The organism is Collinsella ihumii, from assembly GCF_900046475.1.
GTDB lineage: Bacteria > Actinomycetota > Coriobacteriia > Coriobacteriales > Coriobacteriaceae > Collinsella > Collinsella ihumii.
In genome coordinates, this window is sequence record NZ_FCOU01000010.1 from 135,870 (window position 1) to 161,285 (window position 25,416).

22 protein-coding genes and 1 other RNA gene are annotated in these 25,416 nt (G+C 65.7%); 1 reads left to right on the plus strand and 22 read right to left on the minus strand.

Features of this window, described 5'->3' with window-relative positions; translation table 11 throughout:
• Positions 1-409 precede the first annotated feature (409 nt).
• The 4 genes from BN3789_RS13440 to BN3789_RS08615 all read right to left on the minus strand — a co-directional run bounded on the left by BN3789_RS13440 (position 410) and on the right by BN3789_RS08615 (position 3,008).
• On the minus strand, positions 410-580 hold the full coding sequence (locus BN3789_RS13440; protein ID WP_187119132.1) for a DUF1949 domain-containing protein: 171 nt from the start codon (positions 578-580) through the stop codon (positions 410-412).
• 140 nt (positions 581-720) lie between these two features.
• The gene (locus BN3789_RS13445) at positions 721-1,056 is read right to left on the minus strand and encodes a YigZ family protein (RefSeq protein ID WP_187119133.1); all 336 of its coding nucleotides are present in this window, start codon (positions 1,054-1,056) and stop codon (positions 721-723) included.
• 230 nt (positions 1,057-1,286) lie between these two features.
• Positions 1,287-1,910: a DUF47 domain-containing protein gene (locus tag BN3789_RS08610; RefSeq protein ID WP_066832969.1), complete on the minus strand. Its 624-nt coding sequence runs from the start codon at positions 1,908-1,910 to the stop codon at positions 1,287-1,289.
• Between the two features lie 96 nt (positions 1,911-2,006).
• Positions 2,007-3,008, minus strand: coding sequence for an inorganic phosphate transporter (locus BN3789_RS08615; protein WP_411431535.1), 1,002 nt, complete (start codon positions 3,006-3,008; stop codon positions 2,007-2,009).
• A gap of 346 nt (positions 3,009-3,354) precedes the next feature.
• On the opposite strand from BN3789_RS08615, the gene rnpB reads away from it, so the two are divergent.
• Positions 3,355-3,716, plus strand: an RNA gene (gene rnpB / locus BN3789_RS08620) — RNase P RNA component class A.
• Positions 3,717-3,864: 148 nt separating this feature from the next.
• On the opposite strand, the gene BN3789_RS08625 is transcribed toward rnpB, so the two are convergent.
• The 18 genes from BN3789_RS08625 to BN3789_RS08720 form a co-directional block, all read right to left on the minus strand.
• Positions 3,865-4,563: a DivIVA domain-containing protein gene (locus BN3789_RS08625; RefSeq protein ID WP_066832976.1), complete on the minus strand. Its 699-nt coding sequence runs from the start codon at positions 4,561-4,563 to the stop codon at positions 3,865-3,867.
• Positions 4,564-4,623: 60 nt separating this feature from the next.
• Entirely contained in the window at positions 4,624-4,854 is a 231-nt protein-coding gene (locus tag BN3789_RS08630; protein ID WP_229254286.1) for a YggT family protein, read from the minus strand.
• 51 nt (positions 4,855-4,905) lie between these two features.
• Positions 4,906-5,631: a cell division protein SepF gene (locus BN3789_RS08635; RefSeq protein ID WP_066832981.1), complete on the minus strand. Its 726-nt coding sequence runs from the start codon at positions 5,629-5,631 to the stop codon at positions 4,906-4,908.
• Between the two features lie 70 nt (positions 5,632-5,701).
• The gene (locus BN3789_RS08640; protein WP_066832984.1) at positions 5,702-6,436 is read right to left on the minus strand and encodes a YggS family pyridoxal phosphate-dependent enzyme; all 735 of its coding nucleotides are present in this window, start codon (positions 6,434-6,436) and stop codon (positions 5,702-5,704) included.
• A 135-nt stretch (positions 6,437-6,571) separates the two neighbouring features.
• On the minus strand, positions 6,572-7,429 hold the full coding sequence (locus BN3789_RS08645; protein WP_066832987.1) for a phosphate signaling complex PhoU family protein: 858 nt from the start codon (positions 7,427-7,429) through the stop codon (positions 6,572-6,574).
• Positions 7,430-7,696: 267 nt separating this feature from the next.
• On the minus strand, positions 7,697-8,479 hold the full coding sequence (locus BN3789_RS08650; RefSeq protein WP_147569639.1) for a purine nucleoside phosphorylase YfiH/LACC1 family protein: 783 nt from the start codon (positions 8,477-8,479) through the stop codon (positions 7,697-7,699).
• Positions 8,480-10,362: 1,883 nt separating this feature from the next.
• Positions 10,363-11,517, minus strand: coding sequence for a cell division protein FtsQ/DivIB (locus BN3789_RS08665; protein WP_229254288.1), 1,155 nt, complete (start codon positions 11,515-11,517; stop codon positions 10,363-10,365).
• 542 nt (positions 11,518-12,059) lie between these two features.
• The gene (murB, locus tag BN3789_RS08670) at positions 12,060-12,971 is read right to left on the minus strand and encodes a UDP-N-acetylmuramate dehydrogenase (protein WP_066833001.1); all 912 of its coding nucleotides are present in this window, start codon (positions 12,969-12,971) and stop codon (positions 12,060-12,062) included.
• 3 nt (positions 12,972-12,974) lie between these two features.
• The gene (gene murC / locus BN3789_RS08675) at positions 12,975-14,399 is read right to left on the minus strand and encodes a UDP-N-acetylmuramate--L-alanine ligase (protein WP_066833003.1); all 1,425 of its coding nucleotides are present in this window, start codon (positions 14,397-14,399) and stop codon (positions 12,975-12,977) included.
• A 117-nt stretch (positions 14,400-14,516) separates the two neighbouring features.
• Positions 14,517-15,644 carry an undecaprenyldiphospho-muramoylpentapeptide beta-N-acetylglucosaminyltransferase gene (murG, locus tag BN3789_RS08680; RefSeq protein WP_066833005.1) on the minus strand — a complete coding sequence of 376 codons (1,128 nt, stop codon included), beginning with the start codon at positions 15,642-15,644 and terminating at the stop codon, positions 14,517-14,519.
• 177 nt (positions 15,645-15,821) lie between these two features.
• Positions 15,822-17,303: a putative lipid II flippase FtsW gene (ftsW, locus tag BN3789_RS08685; protein ID WP_147569641.1), complete on the minus strand. Its 1,482-nt coding sequence runs from the start codon at positions 17,301-17,303 to the stop codon at positions 15,822-15,824.
• An 8-nt stretch (positions 17,304-17,311) separates the two neighbouring features.
• The gene (murD, locus tag BN3789_RS08690; RefSeq protein WP_066833012.1) at positions 17,312-18,718 is read right to left on the minus strand and encodes a UDP-N-acetylmuramoyl-L-alanine--D-glutamate ligase; all 1,407 of its coding nucleotides are present in this window, start codon (positions 18,716-18,718) and stop codon (positions 17,312-17,314) included.
• Positions 18,719-18,727: 9 nt separating this feature from the next.
• Positions 18,728-19,759 carry a phospho-N-acetylmuramoyl-pentapeptide-transferase gene (mraY, locus tag BN3789_RS08695; protein ID WP_066833014.1) on the minus strand — a complete coding sequence of 344 codons (1,032 nt, stop codon included), beginning with the start codon at positions 19,757-19,759 and terminating at the stop codon, positions 18,728-18,730.
• Positions 19,760-21,196, minus strand: a complete 1,437-nt coding sequence (locus BN3789_RS08700; RefSeq protein WP_066833017.1) for a UDP-N-acetylmuramoyl-tripeptide--D-alanyl-D-alanine ligase — start codon at positions 21,194-21,196, stop codon at positions 19,760-19,762. It abuts the gene before it with no gap.
• A gap of 142 nt (positions 21,197-21,338) precedes the next feature.
• Complete coding sequence (locus BN3789_RS08705; RefSeq protein ID WP_229254289.1) at positions 21,339-23,186, minus strand: peptidoglycan D,D-transpeptidase FtsI family protein; 1,848 nt, start codon at positions 23,184-23,186, stop codon at positions 21,339-21,341.
• A gap of 22 nt (positions 23,187-23,208) precedes the next feature.
• A complete protein-coding gene (locus BN3789_RS08710; protein WP_066833020.1) occupies positions 23,209-23,688 on the minus strand; it encodes an FtsB/FtsL family cell division protein in 480 nt (159 codons plus the stop codon).
• Between the two features lie 95 nt (positions 23,689-23,783).
• A complete protein-coding gene (gene rsmH, locus BN3789_RS08715) occupies positions 23,784-24,749 on the minus strand; it encodes a 16S rRNA (cytosine(1402)-N(4))-methyltransferase RsmH (RefSeq protein WP_079989215.1) in 966 nt (321 codons plus the stop codon).
• 27 nt (positions 24,750-24,776) lie between these two features.
• Entirely contained in the window at positions 24,777-25,211 is a 435-nt protein-coding gene (locus tag BN3789_RS08720; protein WP_066833023.1) for a division/cell wall cluster transcriptional repressor MraZ, read from the minus strand.
• Positions 25,212-25,416 lie beyond the last annotated feature (205 nt).

The window sequence follows — 25,416 nt, forward strand, 5'->3', positions numbered from 1 at the left end:
CTCCTTCGGGCAAAAGTGGCTAGAAATTTCTGTTTTGCTGTAAGCCGAGCGCGGTGGAAATGTCCGATTGACCCATCTTGTCCGCATTGGCTGGTTGAAAAGACGATTTCCGAGCCCTTGCATCCTCGAATCGGGCACTGCCGAGGAGAAACCTGGCCGACACCGGGCCTCTGGCCCCTCCATCCTGGTTCAGCAACAGCAAAATAGAAAATTCTAGCCACTTTCTCCCCGGAGAGTGGCATCCCCGGGCCCTTCGACGCAATAGAGGGGAGTACGGTGCCGTTGATCAACGTTTCCTGAGGTTCATACCCCTGTTCATTCATGAATCAACGGAGCACCTTTTGACGTTTGCCCAGGATTGGATTTTTTAACACCCCCGTTCATTCATGAATGAACGGGACGAGGGCGCCTAGAACTCGGCGAAACGCGGAGAACCGACGTCAACGTCCTCTTTTCCGGCAAGCAGCTCGGTGAGAGCGGCCAGAAACGGCTCCTCCTCCCCCGCCTTGAAGACAAGGTGCAGGCACACCGAATCGGTGAAGTCCGTTCCCGAGACGTGCGCGCCGGCATGGTCCGCCACGCGCCTCTCTCTTATACACATCTAGATTGTCTAAGAGACAGGGGCGGTGGGGACCTGACGGGGCTCGCCGTCGCCGGGACGATAGCCGCCCTGCAGGCAGGGCGTGCCACGATGCTCTGCCATGCGTGGCTCCTTTTCCTTCAGCCCTTGCCCGGCCCGAGCAACGTGCCGCCGAAATACCGGGTCGTCACGCAGCAGACGTCGCGCAGGTTCGCTCCGCGCAGCACCTCGAGCGTGGGCATGCCGCTTGTGCGCTGCGGCTCGCCGTCATCGCTTGCCCGTTCGCGGCCGTCCGCCAGAATCCACGCCGGCACGTTATGGCGCGCGTCGAAATGCCGGGCGCGCATGGCCGCCTGGTGGGCAGCAGCCTCCTGCTCGGTCTCCACGTGCACAAGCTGGGCGATGAACCGGCTCTTGCGGTCGATGAACTCGCCGGTCGCTTCGACCCCTGCCCGCATCGTGATATAGCTCTCCATACCCGTCCCTCGAACTCAACATGGCGAAAACGAACCGCTATCAATCGTATCAAGTTTTGCAAGAAGACGGACCGGAACCATAGGCGTCGGGCGATTCTGCCGTAAGGAGCCAGACCGATGCGACGCAAAAAACAAACGGACCCCACGCAAGCGACATGGGGCCCGTTATCGGCTTCGCAAAACGTACCGTTAATCTCCCGCAGGCGCGAAAGCGATTGACCGGCGCATTCCTAGCTGTTCTTCATCACGATGGAGCCAACCGTGTCGGCAACGTGCTCGACGCTGTCGACGCAATACTCCAAGAACGTGTAGACCTCGTGCCACGTGAACACCTGCATGGGGTCGTCGCACGACGTGTGCAGCTTGCGCATGGCGTTGATGTAGACCTGGTCGGCCTCCTCCTCGATCGAGTTGATCGCGATGACATGCTCTCGCAGGGAGTTGGTGCGCCTGAACTGCGGCAGTTCCTCCAAAAGCTTGCACATCTCCTGGCAGCTGCGCTCGATCATCTCGACGAGCTGCAGCGCGTCGGGACGGATGGACTGGATGTTGTCGAAGTACAGCCGAAGCAGCACGCCCTCGATCCGGTCGACCACGGTGTCGAGGTAGTCGCTCACCTCGGCCAGGTCCTCGCGGTCGATCGGCGTCACGAACGCCGTGCTCAGGGCGTCGAGCACCTGATGCTTGTGCTCGTCCGCCTGCTGCTCGATCGCATGCATGGCGTCGATGTTCTCGCCTATGCGATCAGGGTCGAACGTGCGCATGATGTCGGCGAGCAGCTGAGCCGCCTGGCATGCGAGTTGACCGCACGAGGTGAACGAATCGAAGTAGAAAGAATCCTTTTTCCTGGCCACGAGACCTGCCTCCCAAGTAGCAGTCGCTATACTTTCATCTTTCGCGCGCAGACAGACGGCCCGCGAAAGTCCATTGCGAAACGGTTGATACGGACGTTAGAACAGCAGCATGAACAGCTTGGCCATGACGAAGCTGATAAGGCCGCATCCCGGGAACGTGAAGACCCACGTGAGCATCATGTCGCGCACGACGCTCATGTTGATCGCCGAGAGACGCTTGACGGCGCCCACGCCCATGATGGCGCTCGTCTTGGTGTGCGTGGTGGACACGGGAATGCCGAACACGGTCGAGAGCAGGATGCAGAACGCGCCGGCGAGGTCGGCCGAGAAGCCCTGGAAGCGCTCGAGCTTGACCATGTCCATGCCCACGGACTTGATAATCTTCTCGCCGCCCACGCTCGTGCCGACACCCATGACCGTGGAGCACAGGAGCATCAGCCACACCGGGATGACCGCGCCCGAGAGGTCGGGCTGCCCGTTGGCGAACGCGACGCCGAGCAGCAGCACGCCGATGAACTTCTGGCCGTCCTGCGCACCGTGCATGAAGCTCATGGCCGCCGCGGCGAAGATCTGCAGGTACTTGAAGGCCCCGTTGGCTTTGCGCCGATCTACGTTCGCGCAAAGATACGTCAGCGCCTTGCAGATCGCCCAGCCGATGGCGAAACCGAGAACAAGGCTCAGCACCAGGCCGTAGATGACCTTGATCCACTCCTGGCCGTTGACGCCGTCCAGACCGTTCTGGATGGCGAGCGCGGCGCCGGTGAGGCCGGCGATCAGGCTGTGGCTCTCGCTCGTGGGGATGCCGAATATCGACGCGCCCACGCTGTAGACCACGATGGAGAACATCGCCGCGCACAAGGCGATCAACGCTTCGTGGGCGTTGCCGCCAAAGTCGACCATATTGGAGATTGTTGAGGCTACTGATGCGTTGAGGTGCGTCATGATCAAGACGCCCAAGAAATTGAAGATCGCGCTCATGATGATCGCGGGACGCACGTTCATGCAGCGCGTCGAGATGCAGGTGGCGATAGCGTTGGGGGCATCCGTCCATCCGTTGACGAAGATGACCCCGAGGGTAAGCAACACCGATATCGCCATGATCGGGTTCGAGGTTACTTGACCCAAGAATTCAGCTAGAGAGACTTCCAAGACGCCAACTCCTCCGTCGTAACGCATGCGCATACAGTCCGAACGATCGGTGGAGCACCCGGGTCGTTGGGACCATACAGCACAATAGGGCGGGCTTTATTGTGAAACAGCCCGTGGACCTGCGCGTATGCGCGTGACAAGGGTATCACTTTACCGTTTCTTAGCCAATACGTTACAAGCAACCTTGTTTGTAAGCTCTTTGTAAGCTCGTGGTAAGCCAACCCCTGATAGACAGTGTGAGAGATCGCCCGAGGCCGCGCCTCGCTCGGGCGCGACATGCTATAATGCCCTTCGCAAAGCGGGCCAGACGGTCGCGCGACCGAAACGTCCGTTTCGGCGTGAGGAAAGTCCGGGCTCCACAGGGCAGGATGCTGGCTAACGGCCAGGCGGGGCAACCCGACGGATCAGTGCCGCAGAAAAGAAGACTCCCACCTACGGCGTGCCGTAAAGGGAAAAGCTGAAACGGTGGTGTAAGAGACCACCAGCGTCGTGGCAACACGGCGGCTTGGTAAACCCCATCCGGAGCAAGCGCAAATAGGGGCGCCATGGGTCGGCCCGACCCGCGTCCGGGTAGCGTGCGAGGAGCCGCATGGAGACATGCGCGCCGAGATAAATGACCGTCCTCGACAGAACCCGGCTTATCGGCCCGCTTTGCCCTTCTTGTTCTCATCACGCACATCGTGGACGCAGGCCCGCGCAAGCGCATGGAGCCTGCGTCCACGATCGCGTTCAGGGGCCGCAACGAGAAAAGGCCGGCTGCACAAGTAGTGCAACCGGCCCTAGAGACTGCAAAATAGCCTGGAACCTAGTCGAGATCGTCGACGCCGAAGTTGTCGATCGGGGCGAACGGATCGGCGACCGGGGTGGGCATCGGCGCGGGAGCGGGCTCGGGCACCGGGGTGGGCGTGGTCATGGGCGCCGGATCGGCCGCAGGCACCGCGGCGGCGGAACCGCTCGGCGTGGAGCTCAGCAGATCCTTGGGGAACGAGTTCTGCGCATCGTCCATGAAGTGCTGGATGAGCTTGAGGTACTCGCTCTTAAACTCCTCGCGGGAGGCCTTGAGACGGTCAATCTCCTCGATCTCGGTCTGCTTCTCGGCGAGCGCCTGGCGGATGACCTCGCGCGCCTTGGCGTCTGCCTCGTTGCGGATGCGCTCGGCGTTCTCACGCGCCTCGGAGATGATGTTGTCGGCGGTCTGCTGGGCGGCGATGAGCGCAGCGGAGATCTGGCGCTCGCTGGCGGTGTACTCGGGCGCCGGAGCGGGTGCGGGAGCGGCAACGGGCTCGGCCTGGGCGGCAGCCTGAGCGGCAGCGAGCTGGGCCTGCGTATCGGCCAGCTCCTGCTCGGTGGAGGTCAGGCGGCCCTTCAGATCGACAATCTTGTTGAGCATGGCGTCGACTTCGGCAGAGACCTGCTCGAGGAACACATCGACCTCTCCGGGATCATAACCGCGCTTGGCCTCGGAGAAGGTCTGCGCCTGGATGTCAGCAGGTGTGATAGCCATGGTAGTTCTCCTTTTCGTCACTGAGGCGCATCCAGGATGCGGCGTGCGCCTCGTGTCATCTTACAGCAAAATGTTGACGAGCAGCCGAAAACCGAGGTTCAACGCAAGAAGCGCAATAACCGGCGAGAAGTCGAGACCGCCCATCGGGGGGGTGATGCGGCGGAACAGGTTGAGATACGGCCCGACCAGGCTGTTGAGGACCATCGCCACATCGTACATAAATCCACCCTGTCGGATGGGAAAGAAGCTGAACAGGCAATAGACGACGATCAGAATCTCGTAGAAATTCACGAGCGTCGAGAGCACTTGAAGCAAGGTGTAAATTGGTATCGAACTCCTCGGTTACTTGAGATAGCCGTCGTCCCGCAGCTTGGCGAGGTCGGAATCCTTGATCTCGCAGCCCTGGGGCAGGACGATGAAGACGCGGTCCCCCAGCTCCTTGACCGAGGCGCCGAGGCCGCAGGCGAAACCGTAGCTGAAGTCGAGCACGCGCTTGGCGATCTCGGTGCGGACGCCCACGAAGACGAGCGCGACCGGCTGGCGGGTGCGCACGCGGCGCACGACCGTCTCGACGTCGTCATAGCTCTCGGGACGCAGGATATAGGCGGGCAGCTGCGGATTGCCGTTGACCACGGCGCTGATGTGGGCGGTGGTGTCGGCTGCCGCCGGAGAGGGCGCGTATGCGCTCGCGGCGGCCTGGCGACGCGTCTCGGCATAGCTCGAGGGCGTGTCGTAGGCGCCGGGGCGGTACGCGGCGTCGGCGCTACGCGCCGGCGGGTTGAACGTCGTGGCGTGACGATCGGCATCGCCTACGAGCTGGCCGCTACGCGTGTACACGGCGACCGACTCGGCCTCGCCGCGATGGGTCTGGCCCAGCACGCCATGGCTGGATTCCTGGGGCTCGTATCCGTAGGACTCGGATTGGCCGTAGCCACGCTCGTCGTAGGAACCGTCGGCTTCATCGTAGTAGCCGTCGGCGTAGCCCTCCTCGTCTCCATACGAATCGTTCCCGAAACCGCGATTCGTGCGCTCAGAAATCCTGTTCTTGATGTCGTCTAGAAAGCTCACGATGGTACCTCTCTGCCCGTGGTGCATGTGGCGTATAGATGGTGCAGGTCGGGCATGCGCCCAGACACCCCTATTGTAGTGCAAAAGAAGGGTCGAACACCACTCGCCCGAGACGAACGATGGTAGAACCCTCCTCGAGCGCGATCTCGAAGTCCTCGCTCATGCCGCACGAGAGCTCCGGAAGCACGATGCCGTGGGAGACCTGAAGCTCATCGCGCAGGTCGCGCAGGCCCGAAAACGTCCGGCGCGCAGCATCTTTATCCCCTCTGGGGGCCATGGTCATAAGGCCGCGGATGCGAATACCCATAAGCTCCACGAGTTGACCCATGCAGGCGCGCAGCTCGTCCGGGGCGAAACCCGACTTGGACTCCTCGCCGCTGACGTTGACCTCGAGCAGCACATCAACCGGAGCTTCAAGCTCGCCCGCCTCGATGCGCCGCGCCGCGCGGCTTGACACCGCCTCGGCAAGGTGCTGGGAGCGGATGGAGTGGATGAGCTGGGCGCGGCCGAGCACAGCGTTGATCTTGTTGGTCTGCAGGTTGCCGATCATATCGAAGCGCACCGGCGGAAGGCCGTCGCGCTCGGCCAGGTCCGCGAGCTTGCGGACGAGCTCCTGGGGGCGGTTCTCGCCGAAGGTGCGGTACCCCGCGCGGATCGCGGCGACCACCTCGTCCGTGCCGACCGTCTTGGAGACGGCGATGAGCAGCGCGTCGTCCGCACCGCGCCCGGCGCGCGCCAAGGCATCCGCCATGCGCTCGCAGATCTCCTGGCGACGGCGTGAAATCAGTTCTTCATAGCGTTCCATAGGTGCCTCTTTATCTGTTGCGGTACGAACACCATGGTAACGCGAAAGCACGGCCCCGCCTGCGCGAAGCCGTGCTTTGGCAATCGTCTGTACATATATGCCAGATGTCAGACGACCGATCGTATGCGAAGGAGGCTACTCCTCGTCGAGGACCTCGTCGTCATCGCCGGCGGCAGCACGCGCGATGAGGGCCTTGAGGCCGTCGGTGATCTCGTCCTCAGGCAGGTTGGACACATAGCGCGCATCGGAGACCGGCTGCAGGATGACGTCCTCGCCGGACGGGATGCGCATGGACTCGAGCTCGTCCTCGTCGATCTCGGCGATATCGGAGATGCTCAGGCGCTGGCCGGTGAGCAGGAAGGACAGGGAGCTCGTCGCATCGATGGAGATGCTCGCAATGCGGTCGAGGTACCGGGAGACCATGATGGCGCGGCGCAGGTCGTCGTAGGAGCTGTCGTCCGCGAGCTCGACGGAGGACATGCGGTTGTATGCGCGGAAGAACTCCTCGTAGAGCTCGTGCACCGTGTCGTCCTGCACGAGCAGCTCGCGCATGAGGGACAGATCGTTGCACACGAGCACCGAGATGCAGCGGCCCACGATCTTGTAGACGTAAGAGGCCTCCTGCTCGATGATCTCGACGAGCTCGGCGGGCAGCTCGATGTCGGAGCTCACCTTGTGCTTGGCGGCGCGGGCGATGCGGCGGACCTTGTCGCAGATGCGCTGCAGGTTGAACTCGATGTTGATGACGGTCTGGAGCAGGCGGAAGTCGGAAGCGACCGGGCTCTGGGTGGCGATCAGGTTGTAGCACACGGCCTCGAGGTTCGCGCAGCGGGCATCGATCTGCAGGGTCTTCTGCTGGGCCTTGCTGGCAAGCTTCTTGTCGTTGGTCACGAAAGCGCGGATCGCATCGTGCATCGTCAAATCGAGTGCCTCGTAGATGGAAAGCATCTCGTGACGCGCCTCAACCAGCTGACGTGAGAACATCTTACGCATTACTGAATCTCCAATCGGTCGACTTAGGTATCTCTACCCGCCAACGACGTGTACGTGCGACTCGTCCACAGAACGGCTCGCGTTCGGAAAAGACCACACCTAGTGTACAGAGGCGATGTCAAGCGCATGTAAAGACTGCGCAGGAATCTGATTACACGCATGCCGGGGGGTGCAAATCGGGGCGCGTGCACGCAACAGGTACGTCCCCGATTTGCACCCCCCGGCACCCGGCACGCGCCCCGATTTGCACCGGCCCAGAAGGCCCCGTCAGCGCATGAGGGCCACGGCGGCGTGCCTGCCGCAGGTTCCCGCTTCCTTGCGATAGGAGAAGAATCGGTCGTTTTCGCGCATCGTCGACAGCCCCGTGTCGCATATGGCGTCCGCGGAAAGCCCCTCCCCTTCCAGCGCCTCCGCTATCGCGACCGACAGGTCGAGCAGGCGTGCGGCGTTCATCTCGATCCGGTCGAACCGGTCGGCGAAACGCTGGAGCAGATCGCGCGAGACCTCGTACTCATCGCCGAGGATGTGCGGGCCGATATAGGCGCGGATGCTCCCAGGATCCTCTCCGGTGCGGTCCATGAGGATGCGGGCCGCCTTGGCGGAGATGGCGGCGATCGTCCCCTTCCAGCCGGAATGGACGACCGCAAACCCTCCGGGACAGGTGAGCACGACCGGCACGCAGTCGGCGAAGCAGAGCATGACCGGGATGTCGGGGGCGGTGCAGACGATGGCGTCCGCCCCCGACGCGATCAGCTCGCGAACGCGGGAAAGAGCCTCGGGTTCGGCCGAGTCAACGACGACCACGTCGTCACCATGGACCTGATTGGGAACGAGCAGGTTGTCGACAAGGTCCTCGGCTCCGAGCGCCGCGAGGACGCGGCGACGGTTTTCGGCCACAGCTTCGAGATCGTCCCCCACATGGGCCCCCAGATTCAACGATTCGTACGGGGCCTGGGAAACCCCGCCGGTGCGCTCGGTAAACGCAAACCTGACCGGACCGTCGGAACCCTCCACCAGCGCAACCGTCCCGTGCTGCACACGCTCGACCATAATCGGCCTCCCTTCAATCGATTCTGAGCATAGTATCCCCCGCCCACCGCATCCATGACGCGCGCGGGCGATTTCTCATCGCATCTCTCGCATGCAGGGCACCCGGCCCATGCATCGCACGAGACAAAAAAGCGCCCCAGCCGCAGCCGGGGCGCGTTGAAGACGATGTGAGTTCGGCTTAGAAGTTGCCGCGCTTGAGGAAGTCGGGGAGCTCGAACTGGTCGTTGCCGAAGTTCGGCAGCTCGGTCCCGCCGATGTTGCGGGTCGGGGCGCTCTGGGAGCCGGAGGGACGGGCGGCATGCTGCGGCTCGGACGCGCGCGAGCTCGCCGAGGACTGGCCGAACAGCTGATCCTGGCGGTTGACGTTCGCATCGGAGAAGCCGGTGGCGATGACGGTGATGCGCACCTGGTCGCCCAGGGACTCGTCGACGACAGTACCGAAGATGATGTTGGCCTCGGGGTCGACCGCGTTGGCGACGAGGTCGGCGGCATCGTTGATCTCCTGGATGCCGAGGTCCTTGGAGCCGGCGATGGAGAGCAGGACGCGCGTGGCGCCGTCGATGGAGCTCTCGAGCAGCGGGCTGGAGATGGCCTGCTGGGCGGCGTCGACCGCGCGGGTGTCACCGGACGCGGTGCCGATACCCATCATGGCGGTGCCGGCCTGCTTCATGATGGTCTTCACGTCGGCGAAGTCCAGGTTGATGATGCCGGGGACGGTGATGAGGTCCGTGATGCCCTGGGTGCCCTGGGACAGGACGGCATCGGCCATCGCGAAGGCCTCGAGCATCGTGGTCTTCTTCTCGGCGATGTCGAGCAGCTTGTCGTTGGGGATGACGATCATGGTGTCGACGCACTCGGAGAGGGTCTGGATGCCCTCCTCGGCGGACGCCTTGCGCTTGCGGCCCTCGAAGGTGAACGGCTTGGTGACGACCGCGACGGTCAGCGCGCCCACGTCGTTCATGGCGATGTCGGCGACGATGGGCCTGTCTCTTATACACCTCTAGATGTGTATAAGAGCCTGGTACGGCCCAGTTACAGATACTGAATGCGTCCTCACCTGATGTGATAGTACGGAAGAGCGTCGTGTCGGGAAAGAGTGTAGATCTCGGTCGACGCCGTATCATTAATAGAACCACGCGGCCGCCGACATGGTCTTCATCACCGTCGGCGCCCGCGAGCGCCTCGGCGATGTCGTCACGGGATTCGTCGGCGGCCTTGCGGCCGACCTCGGGGTTCGCGCCGGCGCCCAGGCCGCGCGTCAGGTCGGTGCCGATGTGGACCTTGATGTCCGCGTCGGAGATGGCCAGCGCCTGGGCATCGGTGTTGATGGCGACGAACTCGACGCCGCGGATGCCCTCCTCGATCATGCGGTTGACGGCGTTGGTTCCGCCACCGCCAACACCGACAACCTTGATGACGGCAAGGTAGTTGTTGATCTCGTTCTCGTGCATGTTACGGTCCTCCGAACATCGGTGTAAGCGCTTGGCGGCCTGTCGACTATAACCCTCAAGTACAGATTAAATGTCGAGGTAAACTGCTGTATCTTTGCATATAATCCGGCGTCAAGTCAACTTTGGCATCCTCTAAATGTGAAATTCGCAGGTAAATCCCTCAACCGTTCGCGGACGGCGAACGGTGCGGACCGCAATCGTCGCAGGTCAGGCCCAATCCATGGGGTTCCGCGCGCCGAACAACCATCTGCCCGCGTGCAGCGAGAGGACGATTGAAGGTACGCTCTGGTCACACCGCCTGATTGACGGTACGCCTCAGGCACGCTTTTGTGCGAAAAACGTGCCTGAGGCGTACCGTCAATCAGGCGGTGTGACATATGCGTACTGTCAATCCACGCGACGGCACGGGACGCGCAGCAAACCGGCGAAGCCCTACACCGTGGCGCTCCGGAAGGTGTAGGCATCGGCCACGCGGACGTTGATATAGGTCACGCCCTGCTCCTGCTCCAGTAGGCGGCGCACGACCTGCTCCTTCTGCTGGATGTCTTCGGGCTTGCCGAGCGACACCTCGACGCCGGACTCCAGATCGCACGAGATGGCCTCGACCGAGGGGATCGAGATCTCCTTGATCTGGCTCAGGAAGTCCGCGCTGAAGCCCTTGGCGTATTCCAGGCCGGCAAGGACCGTATCGTCGGTGACCTCCTGCCCGCTCGAGGGGGACACGTCGGTCCCCACGTCGGAGAGCAGCACGGCGCCCGCCTGGCGAGCGAGCGCTACCGCCGCGTCGATGCTCTGCTGATTGCTGGACGACGTCGACGCGGCGGTCCCCGTGGTCCCCGTGGCCTCCGCATCCGTCGACGAGCCCTCGCCGCCATCCCCCTCGGCGCTATCCGTCGAGGTCTGGCCCGTGCCCGCGGAGGCGAGCGAGACCGGGGCGATCCAGTGCGAGTCCTCGCTCACCGCCCACGCGATGTCATCGGCGGACAGGTAGACGATGGCCTGAATCTTGCGTTCAACCGGCGTGATCACGATGGTGTGCGGGAACTGCCGCTCGATGTCGACGCTGCTCACCCAGGGGTTCTGCAGCAAGGCGGCGGCGATGTCCTCATCGCTCACGTTGAACAGCGTCGACCCCTCGGGGACCGACACGAGCTGCTCGACGGTCTGCTGCGGGACGTGCTCGCTGCCGTTGACGACGACGCCGGTAACCGAGAAGAAGCTTGAATTGACCAGCACGGCGGCACCAAGGCCGAACACGAGCACGACCGCGAGCACGACGGCCACGATGATGCGGGGCGCGGACGGCAGCGTCGGCTTCACGCGCGCGGACGCCGCGGCGGACGGCTGCGCGGAACCCGTCGGAGCGAACCCCTTCCGAGCGGTCGAGAGCGCGGCGCCGGCACCCGCCAGAAGCTTGACGGGCTGGGAGCTCTTCAGGTCGAACTTGTGGGACGTCGGCCCCTTCGCCCGCACCTGGCCGAGCGAGGGCGCGGATTTGACCGGCTTCGCCTTCTGCTTGACGGGGGCCTTGACCTTGGGGCCGGCAGCAGGAGCGGCGAGCTCTCTCTGCGGCTGTCTCCTATACACACCTAGATGTGTATAAGAGCCCGGGCTCAGGCCCCCACCCCCCCTGCCGTGCGTGCCGGCGACCGCGATGGTGGTGTATCCCTGCGAGAGCGCCGAGAGCATCTTGGCGCGCGGCCACACGGGGCTGCCGAGCTCGCGGGCGCGTACGACCTCCTGTCTCTTATACCCCTCTAGCTGTGTATAAGAGACAGGGGCTCGCGGCGGCGGCGCGAGCAGGAGCTGCCTGGCGGGAAGGGACGCGCTTGATGGAGGTAGCGGCCTTGCGCTTGGTCGGAGCAGCCGAAACGACGGGACGCGCCGCGGGGCGCACGGAGGGAGATCCCGACCGCGTGCCCAGGGGCTTTGCCGACATCTGCTTGGAGCGCGAGGCGCGCGCAGAGGAGACGTGGTTGACCGCGGCGCGCTTCGTGGGCGCCACGTACGTGCGGGCAGGGGCATGCGCGCTATGGGCAACCGGCGCCGGCGATGCCGCTTTCGGCCGGGCGCCCGAGGCGCTGCGCGAGGAAGGGGCACCGGTCGAGCGCCGGAAGGTGGGCTTCTGCTTAGAAGCCGAGGAATTTGACTTCCGGCTTGAGCTCGACGCCATACGTTTCCTTTACCGTCTTGTACACATGCTGGATGACGGCGACCACATCGCTTGCGGTCGCCGTGCCGTTGTTCACAATAAAGTTAGCGTGAACCTGCGACACCTCGGCCCCGCCGACGGAAAAACCCTTCAATCCGCATTCCTCGACCATAGCTCCCACACTTCTGTCGGCGGGATTGCGGAACACCGACCCGCATGACGCCGACCCGATGGGCTGGGTCCGCCGACGCCTGACGAGCGACTGCTCCATCTTCGAGCGGATCTCGGACTTGTCGCCGGGCTTCAACTTCAAGGTGACCTCAAGGATGATCTCGTCGCGGGGGATACCGCTCTCGCGGTACGCCCAGTACACGTCGTCGTGGCTGTAATGGCGGATGCCCGAGCCGGGCTTGTAGGTGACGACGTCCTCCACGAGCGAGCCGATCCACTCGGTGCGGGTCCCCGCGTTCATGGAGACGGCCCCGCCCACGGTGCCCGGGATGCCGACGGCGAACTCCAGGCCCGACAGCCCGCGTGACAGGGCGTCGTTCACCAGGCGGGCGAGGATGACGCCGGCTCCCACCGTGAGCGTGCAGCCGTCCTCGGCGAGCACCGAGCGCTGGAACTCGCGCCCGAGCGTGATGACCGCCCCGTCGTATCCGGAGTCGGAGACCAGCAGATTGGAGCCCTTGCCCAAGATGACCCACGGCACGGACTCGCGCGTCAGCACCTCGACGGCGCGGCGCAGGGCATGGTAGCTATGGCAGGTGAGAAACAGCGCCGCCTTGCCGCCGATACGATAGCTCGTATGGCGAGCGAGGCGTTCGCCTTCGATCGCATCGGTGTCGATGGCGCCCGAGAGCGCCATCACGGCGTTGAACAGGCCCATCGCCTATCGGCCGTCCCTGTTCGCCTCGGCGACGTGGTCGAGATACTCCGGCCCGACCTGGGTGACGTCGCCCGCCCCCATGGTGATGAGCAGGTCGCCCTCCTCCACCTCGGCGTCGAGATAGCCCATGAGGGTCGCGCGGTCGGGCGCGTAGAGCACCCGCTTGCCCGGATGGCGCTCGGCCACCAGGTCGGCGAGCATCTTGCTCGTCACACCGGGGATGGGCATCTCGCCGGCGGGGAACACGTCGATCAGGATGAGCTTGTCGGCCTGGGCGAACGCGTCGGCGAAATCGTCGGCGAGCGCCTGCAGGCGCGAGTAGCGGTGCGGCTGGAACACGACGTCCACGTGCTTGAAGTCAAGCGAGCTCGCCGCGTTCAGCGTCGCGGCGATCTCGGTGGGATGATGGCCGTAGTCGTCAACCAGCGTGACGCCGCGCACGTCGCCCACGTGGGTGAAGCGACGGCGCACGCCCTCGAACGAGGACAGCGCCTGCGCGGCGGCCTCGGTGTCCTCGCCCACGGCCCATGCGACGGTCAGCGCGGCGGAGGCGTTCAGCATGTTGTGGCGACCGGGGTTGCTCTTGATGGTCACCTGGCGCTCGGTGCCGTCGGGCAGCTTGACGCCGAACCGGGAGGCCAGCCCGTGGCCGGCCGCATCCGGCGTGCACACGACGTCGCAGGAGGCGTCGAAACCGTAGGTCACCACGTGCAGGCCGGTCGAGCGCGCAAGATCGACCAGGTGCGAGGACTCGCCGCACACGACGATGGTGCCGTCCTCCCCCACGAGATTCATGAACTTGACGAAGGTCGCCTCGATCTCCTCGATGCCCGAGTAGTGATCGAGGTGGTCCGCCTCGACGTTGGTGACGACCACCACGTTGGGGTCGAGATACAGAAACGAGCTGTCGGACTCGTCGGCCTCGGCGACGAAGTACGAGCCCTTGCCGTTGCGGCCGTTGGTGTCGTAGCCCTCGACGATGCCGCCGATCAGAAAGCTTGGATCGAGCCCCATGCGGTCGAGCATGGTGGCGCACATGGACGACGTCGTGGTCTTGCCGTGCGTGCCGGCGACCGCGATGGTGGTGTATCCCTGCGAGAGCGCCGAGAGCATCTTGGCGCGCGGCCACACGGGGATGCCGAGCTCGCGGGCGCGGACGACCTCGGGGTTGGTGTCGGGGATCGCCGTGGAGACCACCACGACGTCGGGCATGACCTCATCGATGGTCTTGGCCTCGTGGCCCACGCGCACGTCGACACCGGCCCTCGTGAGCTGGCGGATGTAGCGGGAGGTCTTGAGGTCGGAACCCGTGACGTCGAAGCCCCGCTCGTGCAGGACGAGCGCGATGCCGCTCATGCCCGCTCCGCCGATGCCGATAAAGTGAGCGCTCTTGAACGAAGGCGCGATGGTGGTGCTAGTCTGTGCCATGTCGAATTGGTCTCCCCTTGGGACGACGATGTAATGCAGCAGCCTACTACTCTAACGCAAACGGGCCGCGCGCGGGGAGATTGATTGGCCGGCCACGCCGTCTGCACGCCTGAACGGTCAGCGGCGCAGCCCCTCCACGGCATCCGCCAGGCGCACCGCCGCCTGGTCCTGCGCAAGACCGCGGGCGGCCGCGCGCATGCGGTCGCGCTCGGCGGGATCCCCGAGCAGGCCGATGAGCTTGTCGGCGAAGGGCTCGCCGTCGATATCCGCGTCGGCGAACATGACGGCGGCGCCGGCGTCGACCAGAAAGCGCGCGTTGGTGGTCTGGTGGTCCGCCGTCGCCAGCGGGTACGGCACCAGGATGGACGGGGCGGCCAGCGCCGCGATCTCGGCCACCGACGAGGCGCCGGAGCGGGAAAGCACGAGGTCGGCGGCGGCGAGCATGTCGCCCATGCCGTCGATATAGGGCTGCACGCGATAGCGGAGGGCCTCCTGCTCCGTGCACGCCAGCGCGTCGCGCGTGGCCTCGAAGTCATCCTTGCCCGTCGAGTGGACGACATAGACGCCATCGAGCCCCAGCAGGCGCTCCTTGAGCTCAACCATGCGTTGATTCAGGTGATGGGCGCCGAGCGATCCGCCGAACACGAGCAGCAGGGTCGCATCCTCCGGAACCCCGAGGGCGGCGCGACCGCGGGCGCGATCGCCCGCGAGCACCGAGCGGCGCACGGGGTTGCCCGTGAGCTCGATCGCGGTCGAGGGGCCGGCGTGCTTCTCGAACACGGAGCGCACGCTCGGCTGCGCGATGGCGATCAGCGCCGCGCTCTTGGCGGACTGCTTGTTGGCAAGCCCCGGCACCGAGTTCTGCTCGTGCAGCACCACCGGGATGCCGAGCTTTGCCGCCGCGCGCATGAGCGGCAGCTCGACGTAGGCACCGAAGCCCACCGCCACGTCGGGCATGAGCGAGGGGTCGGCCTTGAACGCCGCGATCAGGCGGCGCTCCTCGCGCGCCAGATGCGCAAGCGCCGTGACGAGGGTCCAGGGTCGGGCGCGATCGAAGCCCGTCACCTGGACGGGGAAGAACTCGAATCCGGCCTGGGGCACGAGCGTGCCCTCCAGGCGGCGCGTCTCCCCGAAGAAGCGAACGGAATCGCCGCGGGACGCGAGCTCCTCCGCCAGCGCGAGCGCCGGGTTCACGTGGCCCGCGGTGCCGCCGGCGGCAATGGCAACAGAGAGCTTATCGGTCATAACGATCCCTTCTCGATGATGTCCGCGGCCCACGACGCACCTGCGGGCCGCGGCTTCTCAGGCGATCGGCGCTATCGGGCCCCAGGTCGACGCGCCCAAAGGAGCCGTCGCGGGCGGGACGCGCCGTGCGCGGGCGCGCGGGCCCCGCCGGCCGGCCGCCCCGCCCCGCCCCACCCCTCACGGAAAACCCCCCGGTCCGGGACGCGCCGTGCGCGGGCGCGCGGGCGCAGCCTGGCGGCCGCCCGCACCCGCTCCATCATATACGGAAAACCCGCTGGTGCGACGCGGACGCGCCTCGCCCGCCGTCGACGTGCCCACGTGCGCCGAGCCCGCGTCTGCGCGAGACATCACGGCGAAGCTGTCGCGGCGCATGTCGTAGACGGTCTGCGCCTCGGACTCGATCGACGCGCGCAGGATCAGGCCGGCGAGGATCATGCTCGCGATCATCGAGGATCCGCCGTAGCTGATGAAGGGCAGGGTCTTTCCCGTCATAGGCAGCACGCCGATGATGCCGAGCGCGTTGACGAGGAACTGCACAGCGAGCACGACGGCGCAGCCCTCGGCGACCAGGCGGCCGAACACGGTCTGGGACTCGCTCGCGATTTTGAACGCGCTCCAGATGAGCAGCGCGAACACCGCGAAGAACAGCACCGTGCCCACGAACCCGAGCTCCTCGCCGATGACGGCCAGGATGTAGTCGTTATGGGCCTCGGGCAGATAGTTGTACTTGATGGTCGAGTTGCCGATGCCGCGGCCGAACAGCCCGCCCGACGCGAACGCCATGATGGCGAGCGTCGCCTGGTAGCCGTCCCCGTACGGATCGGCCCAGGGGTCCATCGTGACCAGGAAGCGCTGGAGACGGTAGGGCGCCGCGATCATGGCGAGAACGCCGCCCACCGCGATCACCGCCACGATGAACAGGGCGTAGCGGACAGGGAGGCCGGCCAGGAACATCATCGTGAACACCGTCATGCCGATGATGAGGGTCGTGCCGAGGTCGGGCTGGACGATGATGAACACGAGCGGCACGCCCACGGCGATCGCCATGCGGGCCGCATACGTGTTGATGTCGATCGCGCGCTCCGCATAGTACTCGGACAACAGCTTGGCCACCACCAGGATGAGCGCCGGTTTGAGCAGCTCGGAGGGCTGCAGGGTGAAGAAGCCGAGGCTGATCCAGCGCTGCGCGCCGCCGCCGACCATGCCGACGAGGGTCACGGCGGCCAAAAGCACGAGGGCGACGCCCCACAGGGGCCACGCGAGCCAGCGCTTGAAATGGTCGAACAGGTTGGGGATGAAGGCCATCACTGCGATGAGGATGGTGCCGCCGAGCGCGAACAGCGCCTGGCGCTCCAGATAGTGCGTGGGCGCGTACCCGTCCGAGGCGGCCTCGACCGCCGAGGCGGAGTACACCATGAGCAGGCCGAACGCGACGAGCGCAACCAGGCAGCACAGGAAGATGAGGCGGGGGCGCATGATGCGCGCGGGGACGCCGGCGATCAGGCGCTCGGCGATGCCGTCCTGCGCGGCGCCCGACTGGCGCCGGGCTCCGGTGCGGCGGCGCCCGGCGCCGGCCTGGTCCCGGCGCGCCGGAACCCCGCCCCGCGCGTCCTGCCGCGGGCGCGGCGTCCGCTCCTGCATCTTCGTGTCGTTACCCACGCTCACCCTTATTCCTCGTCATCGTGCGCCTGGCGCAGCTTCTCCACATACGATTTGAAATACCTGCCGCGCTCCTCGAACCCGGAGAACTCGTCGAACGACGAGCAGGCGGGAGACAGCAGCACCACGTCCCCGCGCGAGGCGAGCGATCGCGCGACGTCGACGGCGTCGCGCAGGTCATCGGCCTCGGCGATGTCCACGTCCTGGTTGCGGTCGGCGTCCTCGATCGCGCGGCGGAACCGGGCGCGCGCCTCACCGTAGCACACGACGGCGCGCACGTGGTCGCACACGTAGGCGGCGAAGTCCTCGAGCGGCGTGCCCTTGTCGTGGCCTCCCAGCAGCAAGATGACGTCGTCGTCGGGAAACGCCGTCAGAGCCTTCTCGACCGCATCGGTGTTCGTCGCCTTGGAATCGTTGTAGTAGCGCACGCCGTCGAGCTCGCCGCACGGCTCGACGCGGTGCTCGAGCGGGCTGAACGTGTCGAGGCCCGCGCGGACGCAATCCGCGGGCGCACCGCAGTACAGGGCCGCCGCGGACGCGGCCAGGGCGTTGATGACGTTGTGCTGCCCCGCGATCGCCAGGTCGTCGGCGTGGACGAGGTCGAACTCCTCTCCGTCCAGGCGCACGACAAGGCGGCTCTCGCGCACGAAGGCCGCGTCGCGCGTTCCCGCGTCGGCCATGCCGAGCGACAGCACGCGGTGCCCGCCGGTGAAGATCCGGTCCGCATACGTCATGACGCCCTCGTCCTCGACGTCGACGATGATGAGGTCGTCTGCGGTCATGTTGTCGAACAGCTTGATCTTGGCCAGGGCGTAGTTCTCGTGCGTGCGGTGCCACGCCAGGTGGTCGGGCGTGATGTTGAGCAGCACGGCGACGCGCGGGTGCAGCTCATGGGTCGTCGCGATCTGGTAGCTCGACAGCTCGGCCACCATCCAGGCGTCCGGGCCGTGCTTCTCGGCCTCCTCGATCGCCGGCGTGCCGATGTTGCCGACCGCCACGGACTCGATGCCGGCGCCCTGGAGCAGGTGGTTCACGAGCGTGGTGGTCGTGGTCTTGCCATTCGTGCCGGTGATGGCGCACCACGGCGCGCGCGACAGGCGCCAGGCGAGCTCGGGCTCGCCCATGATCTCGCCCGCATGCGCCGCGGCGGAGGCGAAGAAGTCGGAGAACTCGGAGATGCCGGGGCTCGCCACGCAGATATCGTAGTCGCCCTCGACCTCCTCGGTGCCGTAGACGAACCGAACGCCCGCGGACTCGAGGGCCCGCGTGCGCTCAGTGGGCTCCGACGAGGCGCCCCCGTACACGGTGATCGAGCTCACGCGCGCGGAGCCCGCATCGAGCGCCCAGGTCACAACGTCGATCCCGGTCAGCCCCTGACCGAGCACCAGAAGCGAGAATGTTTTAGGCAACGGCATGAAGAATCACTATCCCAGCTGGAAGAACAAGGCGAAGCCCAGGGCGCCGAACGCCGCGGCGACGATCCAGAAGCGGATGACGACCTTGGTCTCGGCCCAACCGAGTTTCTCGAAATGATGGTGGATGGGGGCCATGAGGAAGACGCGCCTGCCGGTGAGCTTGAAGCTCACGACCTGGATCATGACGGACAGCGCCTCGATGATGAACAGGCCGCCGATGATGAGCGAGACGACCTCGGTGTTCGTGATCAGGCCCATGCTCGCGAAGGCGGTGCCCAGCGCGAGCGAGCCGGTGTCGCCCATGAAGATGCTCGCCGGGTAGCAGTTGAACCACAGAAAGCCCAGGCACGCGCCGGCGCAGGCGGCCCCGAAGATCGCCAGGCCCGGATCGCTGCGCATGAAGGCGATGGCCGCCATGATGAGCATGGCGATCATGGACGTGCCGCCCGCGAGGCCGTCGAGGCCGTCGGTCAGGTTGACGGCGTTGGAGAAGCCCGCGATCACGAGCCAGGTGAAGATGAGGTAGAGCCACGGGATGTAGTAGGCGCGGTCGCCGATCTGGAAGACGGTCTTGATGCCGGAGAGGTCGATGGTGAAGCCTCCCGGGAAGCGCACCGCGGGCGTGACGCCGCACAGGTTGACGGCGACCAGGCAGAACACGACGCAGATGAGGGTGAGGCCGATCATCTTGGCGTGCGGGGTGAGGCCGAGCGAGCGGCCGTGGGTGACGCTCGTGACGTCATCGATCAGGCCGAGCAGGCCCGTGGCGACGGTCGCCCCGACCACGAGCAGCAGCTCGACGGAGAAGCGGGCCATGAGCACGCAGGTGAGCACGACGGAGATCAGGATGACCACGCCGCCCATGGTCGGCGTGCCCTGCTTGACCAGATGGCGCTTGGGCCCGTCGGCGCGGACCTGCTGGCCGATGCCCTCGAACTTCAGGATGCGGATCCACAGCGGCATGAGCACGAGCGCGATGAGCGCGGCGATGCCGAGGGCGAGAAACGTCTGATAGGTAGGATACAGGGGGTTGCCGATCATTTAGCACACCTCTTCCACGAAGCGATCGAGGCCAACGAAGCGCGACCCCTTGACGAGCACCAGGTCATCAGAAGCGATCGCGTGCGAGAGGCGCGCGATCGCGGCATCGGTGGTGGGCAGCACGCGCACGCGGTCCTCGGGCATGCCCATGAGGCGCGCGGCGGCGGCCATGTGCCCGGCGTTCTCGCCGCCGACGCACACGAGCAGATCCAGCTTCTTGGCGGCCGCGTAGGCGCCGGTGAGCGCGTGCAGGCGCTCCCCCTCACAGCCGAGCTCGCCCATCTCGCCGAGGACGGCTATGCGCGAGCCGGTCGCGGGCAGCTTTGCCAGAAGGTCGAGGGCCGCGGCCATGGATTCGGGCGCCGCGTTGTACGAGTCGTCGATGATGCGCGCGCCGCACGCGGAGACGCGGACCTCGGTGCGGCGGCCGGTGATCTCCAGCTTCGCGAACTGCTCGTCGATCACGTACTGGGCGACACCCAGGCGGTGCGCGAGGGCGGCGGCGAACAGCACGTTCACGACCGACTGGGCCCCCGGGATCGAGACGTGCGTCCTGAACTGGGCGCCGTCCTCGAACGAGATGGTGAACGACGGGCAGCCGTCCTGCTCGAGCTCGACGTCGCGCGCGCTCACGTCGTCATCGTCGGTCATGCCGCAGAGGATGACCTCGATGCCCGCGGGCTTTGCGAAGTTCTCGATGATGAAGGGGGTGAAGTCGTCCTCCCCGTTCAGCACGAGCGCGGAATGGTGCCCCTCGAAGTTCTCGGAGCTGGGCGGCATGCCCGCCAGGATCTCCGCCTTGGCGCGCGCGATGTTCTCGCGGCTCCCCAGAAGGCCGATGTGGGACGTGCCGATCTTGGTGATGACCGAGTACGTGGGCTGCGCGCAGCGCGACAGGCGCTCGATCTGGCCGAAGCCGTCCATGCCCATCTCCAAGATCATGATCTCGGTGTCGCGCGGGGCGGACAGGATGGTCAGCGGCATGCCGATGAGGTTGTTGTGGTTGCCGCTCGTCACGTGCACGCGGTAGCGCGTGGACAGCAGCGCGGCGAGGGTGTCCTTGGTCGTGGTCTTGCCGATCGAGCCGGTCACGCCGATGACCGTGCAGCGCATGCGTGCGCGGTAGCCCTGCGCCAGGTCGAGCAAAAACTGCGTGGGATCCTCGCAGGTGAAGACGGCGCACTCGTGCCGGTCGGCCGCCTTGATGAGGTCGCGCGCGGGCTCACGCGTCAGCACGACGCACGCGGCGCCCGCCTCGATAGCCGAGGCGGCGAAGTCGTTGCCGTCGACGCGCTCACCGGGAAACGCCACGAAGATGGAATCCTGGGAAACCTCGCGCGAGTCGATCACGACGCCGCGGCACACGCGGTCGGCGTTGCCCGTCCACGGCTTCGCGCCCGTGACCCTCTCGAGGTACTTGACTGCGATTTCTATCATGCATCGCTCCTTAACGAGCCGAATATGCCGACCGTACATTTTAGCGCGACCGGCACCCCAGTTCGTGCAGGCCCTGTGGATGCTCGCGCCGTCGACATGAGCGCAAGCGAGCCCGACCCAACACGCGCCAAACGGACGTTGCCTAGCGGGTCGGCTTGACGCCGAGTGCCTGCAGGGCCGCACCCATGACGGTCGCGAAGGGCTGGGCCGCCGCGACCGAGGTGTACCCCGTGCCGTCGAGCGTGACGTAGACCTGCACCTTCGGGTCCTTCGTCGGGGCGAACCCCATGAACGACGCCAGGTACTTCCCGAGCTCGTAGCCGCCGGTCTCGCTCGCGCGCTGTCCGGTGCCCGTCTTGCCCGACACCTCGTAGCCCTCGACCTGGCCGAGCTCTCCGGTGCCCTCGTCCACGACGGTGAGCATCATGTCCGCGACCTTGGTCGCCGTCTCCTCGGAGAGCACCTGCTTGTCGTGCGCGGACCAATCGACCTTCACGCCCTTCTTGGCCATGAGGAAGTGGGGCGTGGTCATGATGCCCTTGTTGGAGATGGCAGAGATCGCGCGCGTCAGCTCGACCGGCGCCACCGAGACCGACTGGCCGAACGACATGGCCGCCACGCTCGCGCCGTCGTATTCGTCGCGCGAGCGCACGATACCGGTGTTTTCGCCCGGAAAGTCGATGCCCGAGGCATGGCCGATCTCGTAGCGGTCGAGATACTCGGCGAAGTTGTCGGCGCCGACCTTCTCGCCCACCAGGATCATGCCCGTGTTCGACGAGCGGCGCATGATCTCGCGCAGCGTCATGGTCATCGCGTAGTCGCGGTCGTCGACGTCGGTGACCTCGTCGTCGCCGGCGAGCACCACGGGCGGCACGTCGAACGTCGTGTCCACGTCTGCCACGCCCAGATCGATCGCCATGCCGCTCACGAGCGCCTTGAAGACGCTGCCGGGCTCGTAGGCGTCGGTCACCACGCGCAGGTTCATGTCCTCGGTGCGCGCGGTCGACAGGTCGGCCTGGTTGTAGGTGGGGTACGAGCAGGCCGCGAAGATCTCGCCGCTCGTTGGGTCGGTCACGATGATGGACCCGTGGTAGGCGCCGCTGTTGGCAACCGCCTCGGCAAGCGCCTCCTCCGCCTCGCGCTGGATGTTGATGTCGAGCGTGAGCACCAGGTCGTCGCCGTCGACCGCCGCCTGCTTCTCGTAGGCGCCCCCGGCGATATAGCTGCCGTCGGCGCCGCGCTCGCGCACGATCCAGCCGTTTTCGCCCTGCAGGTCCTGCTCGTACTGCAGCTCCAGGCCCGAGATGCCCTCGTTGTCGGTGTTGACGACGCCGAGCACCTGCGAGGCGAGCTGGCCGTACGGGTAGACGCGCTTGACCGTCTGCTCGAACTCGATGCCCGCGAGGCCCTCCTCCATGAGGGCGTCGGCCACGTCCTGGTCGACCTTGCGCGCCACGTAGGTCCAGGTGGTCTCCTCGTTGACCCTGTCGTTCGCGAAGCTCTTCTCGACGCCCAGGTGCTTCACGAGCGCGCTTGCGACCTTCTTCTTGTCCTCGATGTTGTACGTGTTGAGCGCGATGTTGCTGCACTCCTCGCTCGCCGCGAGCACGTTGCCGTTGCGGTCGTAGAGCGTGCCGCGCTTGGCGTGCAGCGTCGAGTTGGCGATGCGGCGCGCCTCGAGGCGCTCCATGTTGACGTCGTGGTAGAAGATCTGGTGCTGCGAGAGCTTGAAGACGCCCGCGAACGAAGCCGCGCCCAGCAGGCCCTTAACGAGCGTGCGGCGGGACATGAGCGCGCCGTCCGATGCGGAGCCTCCCGCACCGGAGCCGCCGCGGCCGCGCCGGCTGCCTCCCCCGCGGGCTGCGCGCGCCGAGGCGCGGTCGCGGCGCTCGCGGGAACCGTAGTCAAAACGACCGTCGCCAAAGCGACGGTCAGCAAAGCGGTCGCTCCCGTAGCGGTCGCGACCGTATCCGTTTCTGTTCTGTGCCATAGATGCGCCCCTCTTGCGGCTCCTACTGCTGGTCTGCGGACGGCTGGCCCTCGGTGGCAGACGATGCGGCCGAACCGGAAAGGTCGAGCTCGACGGTGTTCTCGGCATCGACCATGCCCAGCGTACCGGACGCGAGGTCGCGGATGCGCGTGGGGGAACCGTATACCGACTGCATGACCTCGAGGTTGGAGCTCTCGTCACGGCCGGTCTCGAGCTCGTTGGTGAGCGCGGCGTTGTTGTTGAGCGTCGCCGCCGTCGCGCTCGCCAGGCTGACGCGGGCCAGGCCGACGACGCAGAACAGGGCGATGAGCACGCAGCACACCTTGATGACGCTCACGAACGCCGGGCTGACCGCCTGGTTGGCCTGACGGCCCTCGCCGGTGACGACGTGCAGGCTCGGGCGCTCGGCGACGCGCGGCGCCTCGTTCTGACGGAGGCGCTCCGGTGTTGCGGCGGGTTGCATATCATAGGCGAATGCTGCGTTTGACTGACGATAACCCATGGTATGCAACCCATTCCCCTCGAAGTAAGAGTAGTGCGATTAAAGTACGTTTATGCTGCCGCTCGGGGATGGCCGCACCGCGATCGCACGCAAGGTCATAAGCGCCTCGCCACGCGGATCTTGGCAGACCGGGCCCGGGGGTTGCGCTCGACCTCCTCGGCCTGCGCAACCAGCGGTTTACGGGTGATGATCTCGACTACCGGCACGTGCCCGCACACGCACACCGGAATATCCGGCGGGCAGATGCAGCCCTGGCTATGCTCCTGGAACAGCCGCTTGACGATGCGGTCCTCGAGCGAATGGTATGAGATGACGCAGATGCGCCCTCCCGGATTCGCCCATCTGACCGCAGCCTCGAGGCCGCGCTCGAGCACATCGAGCTCATGGTTGACCTCGATGCGGATCGCCTGGAAGCTCTTGCGCGCGGGGTGCCCCCCGTGGCGCCGGGCCGCGGCGGGAATGCCCGCCTTGACCGCCTCCACCAGATCTCCCGTGGTCTTGAGAGGCGCGTCCGCCCTCCTGCGCACGATCTGGCGCGCGATCTGGCGGGCGTACTTCTCCTCCCCGTAGACGCGAAGAATCCGGGCGAGGTCTGCTTCGTTGTAGGTGTTCACGACCTCAGCTGCGTTTAAGGTGTTGTTACCCGGATCCATCCGCATATCGAGTGGGGCGTCCTCGTGGTACGAGAAGCCCCTGCCAGGGATATCGAGCTGCGGGCTCGAGACGCCCAGATCGAACAGGAAGCCGTCGACACCGGGCACCTGGGCCGAGCACAGAAGCTCGTCCAGGTCCCCGAAGTTCCCTTTCAGGAGCTTGCGGGGCACGCCCGGCGCCTCGCGGTCGAGGCGCTCGTGCGCCGCGGCCAGCGCCATGTCGTCCTGATCGATGCCGAGGAGCAGGCCCGTCTCACCGACCTCAGCGGCCAGCTTGACCGAGTGACCGGCCCCTCCGAGGGTGCAGTCGCACACGACCTCCCCCTCGTGCAAGGCGAGCTGCTCGAGCACTTCGTTGAGCATGACAGGTTCATGCCGATATTCGTATGTCAACGATCCCGTCTCCATGTTCGTGTTCTCCTCCGGACCGCTTCCCTAATCGAAGAAGTTCGCCAGCACGTTCTTGACCGCGGCCTGACGCGCCTCGTGCTTCGCGCGGTCCCAGATCACCAGACGGTCGCCGTTGCCGACGATCGTGACCTCGCGATCGAGACCGGCCTGAGCGCGATACGGCTCAGGAAGGCTGATGCGGGCGGCCGAATCGATATCGAGTGTAGCCGCCTGACCGTTCAGCGCCTCCCTGACCATGCGATGCTCTCCGTTCGTGGGGTCGTACCCGCCCTTTGCGCGGAACACATCGTCAAGCCAGGCCTTGAACGTGTCCTCGGTGAACACGTACAGGGCGTCGAGCTCCTTTTCAGGAGCGGGCAGCACGCGCACTTGCTCGTCGAACTGCTTGCGGAAGGCTGGCGGTAGAGACAGACGGCCCTTTGCATCGAGGTTTCGATCATAGGTACCGGTGAGATACACCGCCGCACCCCCTTAGGCGATTCGTGGGCTTGTGCGGGAGCCACCCCGCTGTCGACGTCTTCAATCTTATGGACTTTCGAACCCTTTCGCAACACTTTTTCCCACTTTCTCCCCCACCGGCTCCCACCAACCCACCCGACCTTGTTGAGAGGTTTCGGAACGCCATCGCCCCGACCACTACATCTTGTGTTTTGAGCACGAAAAG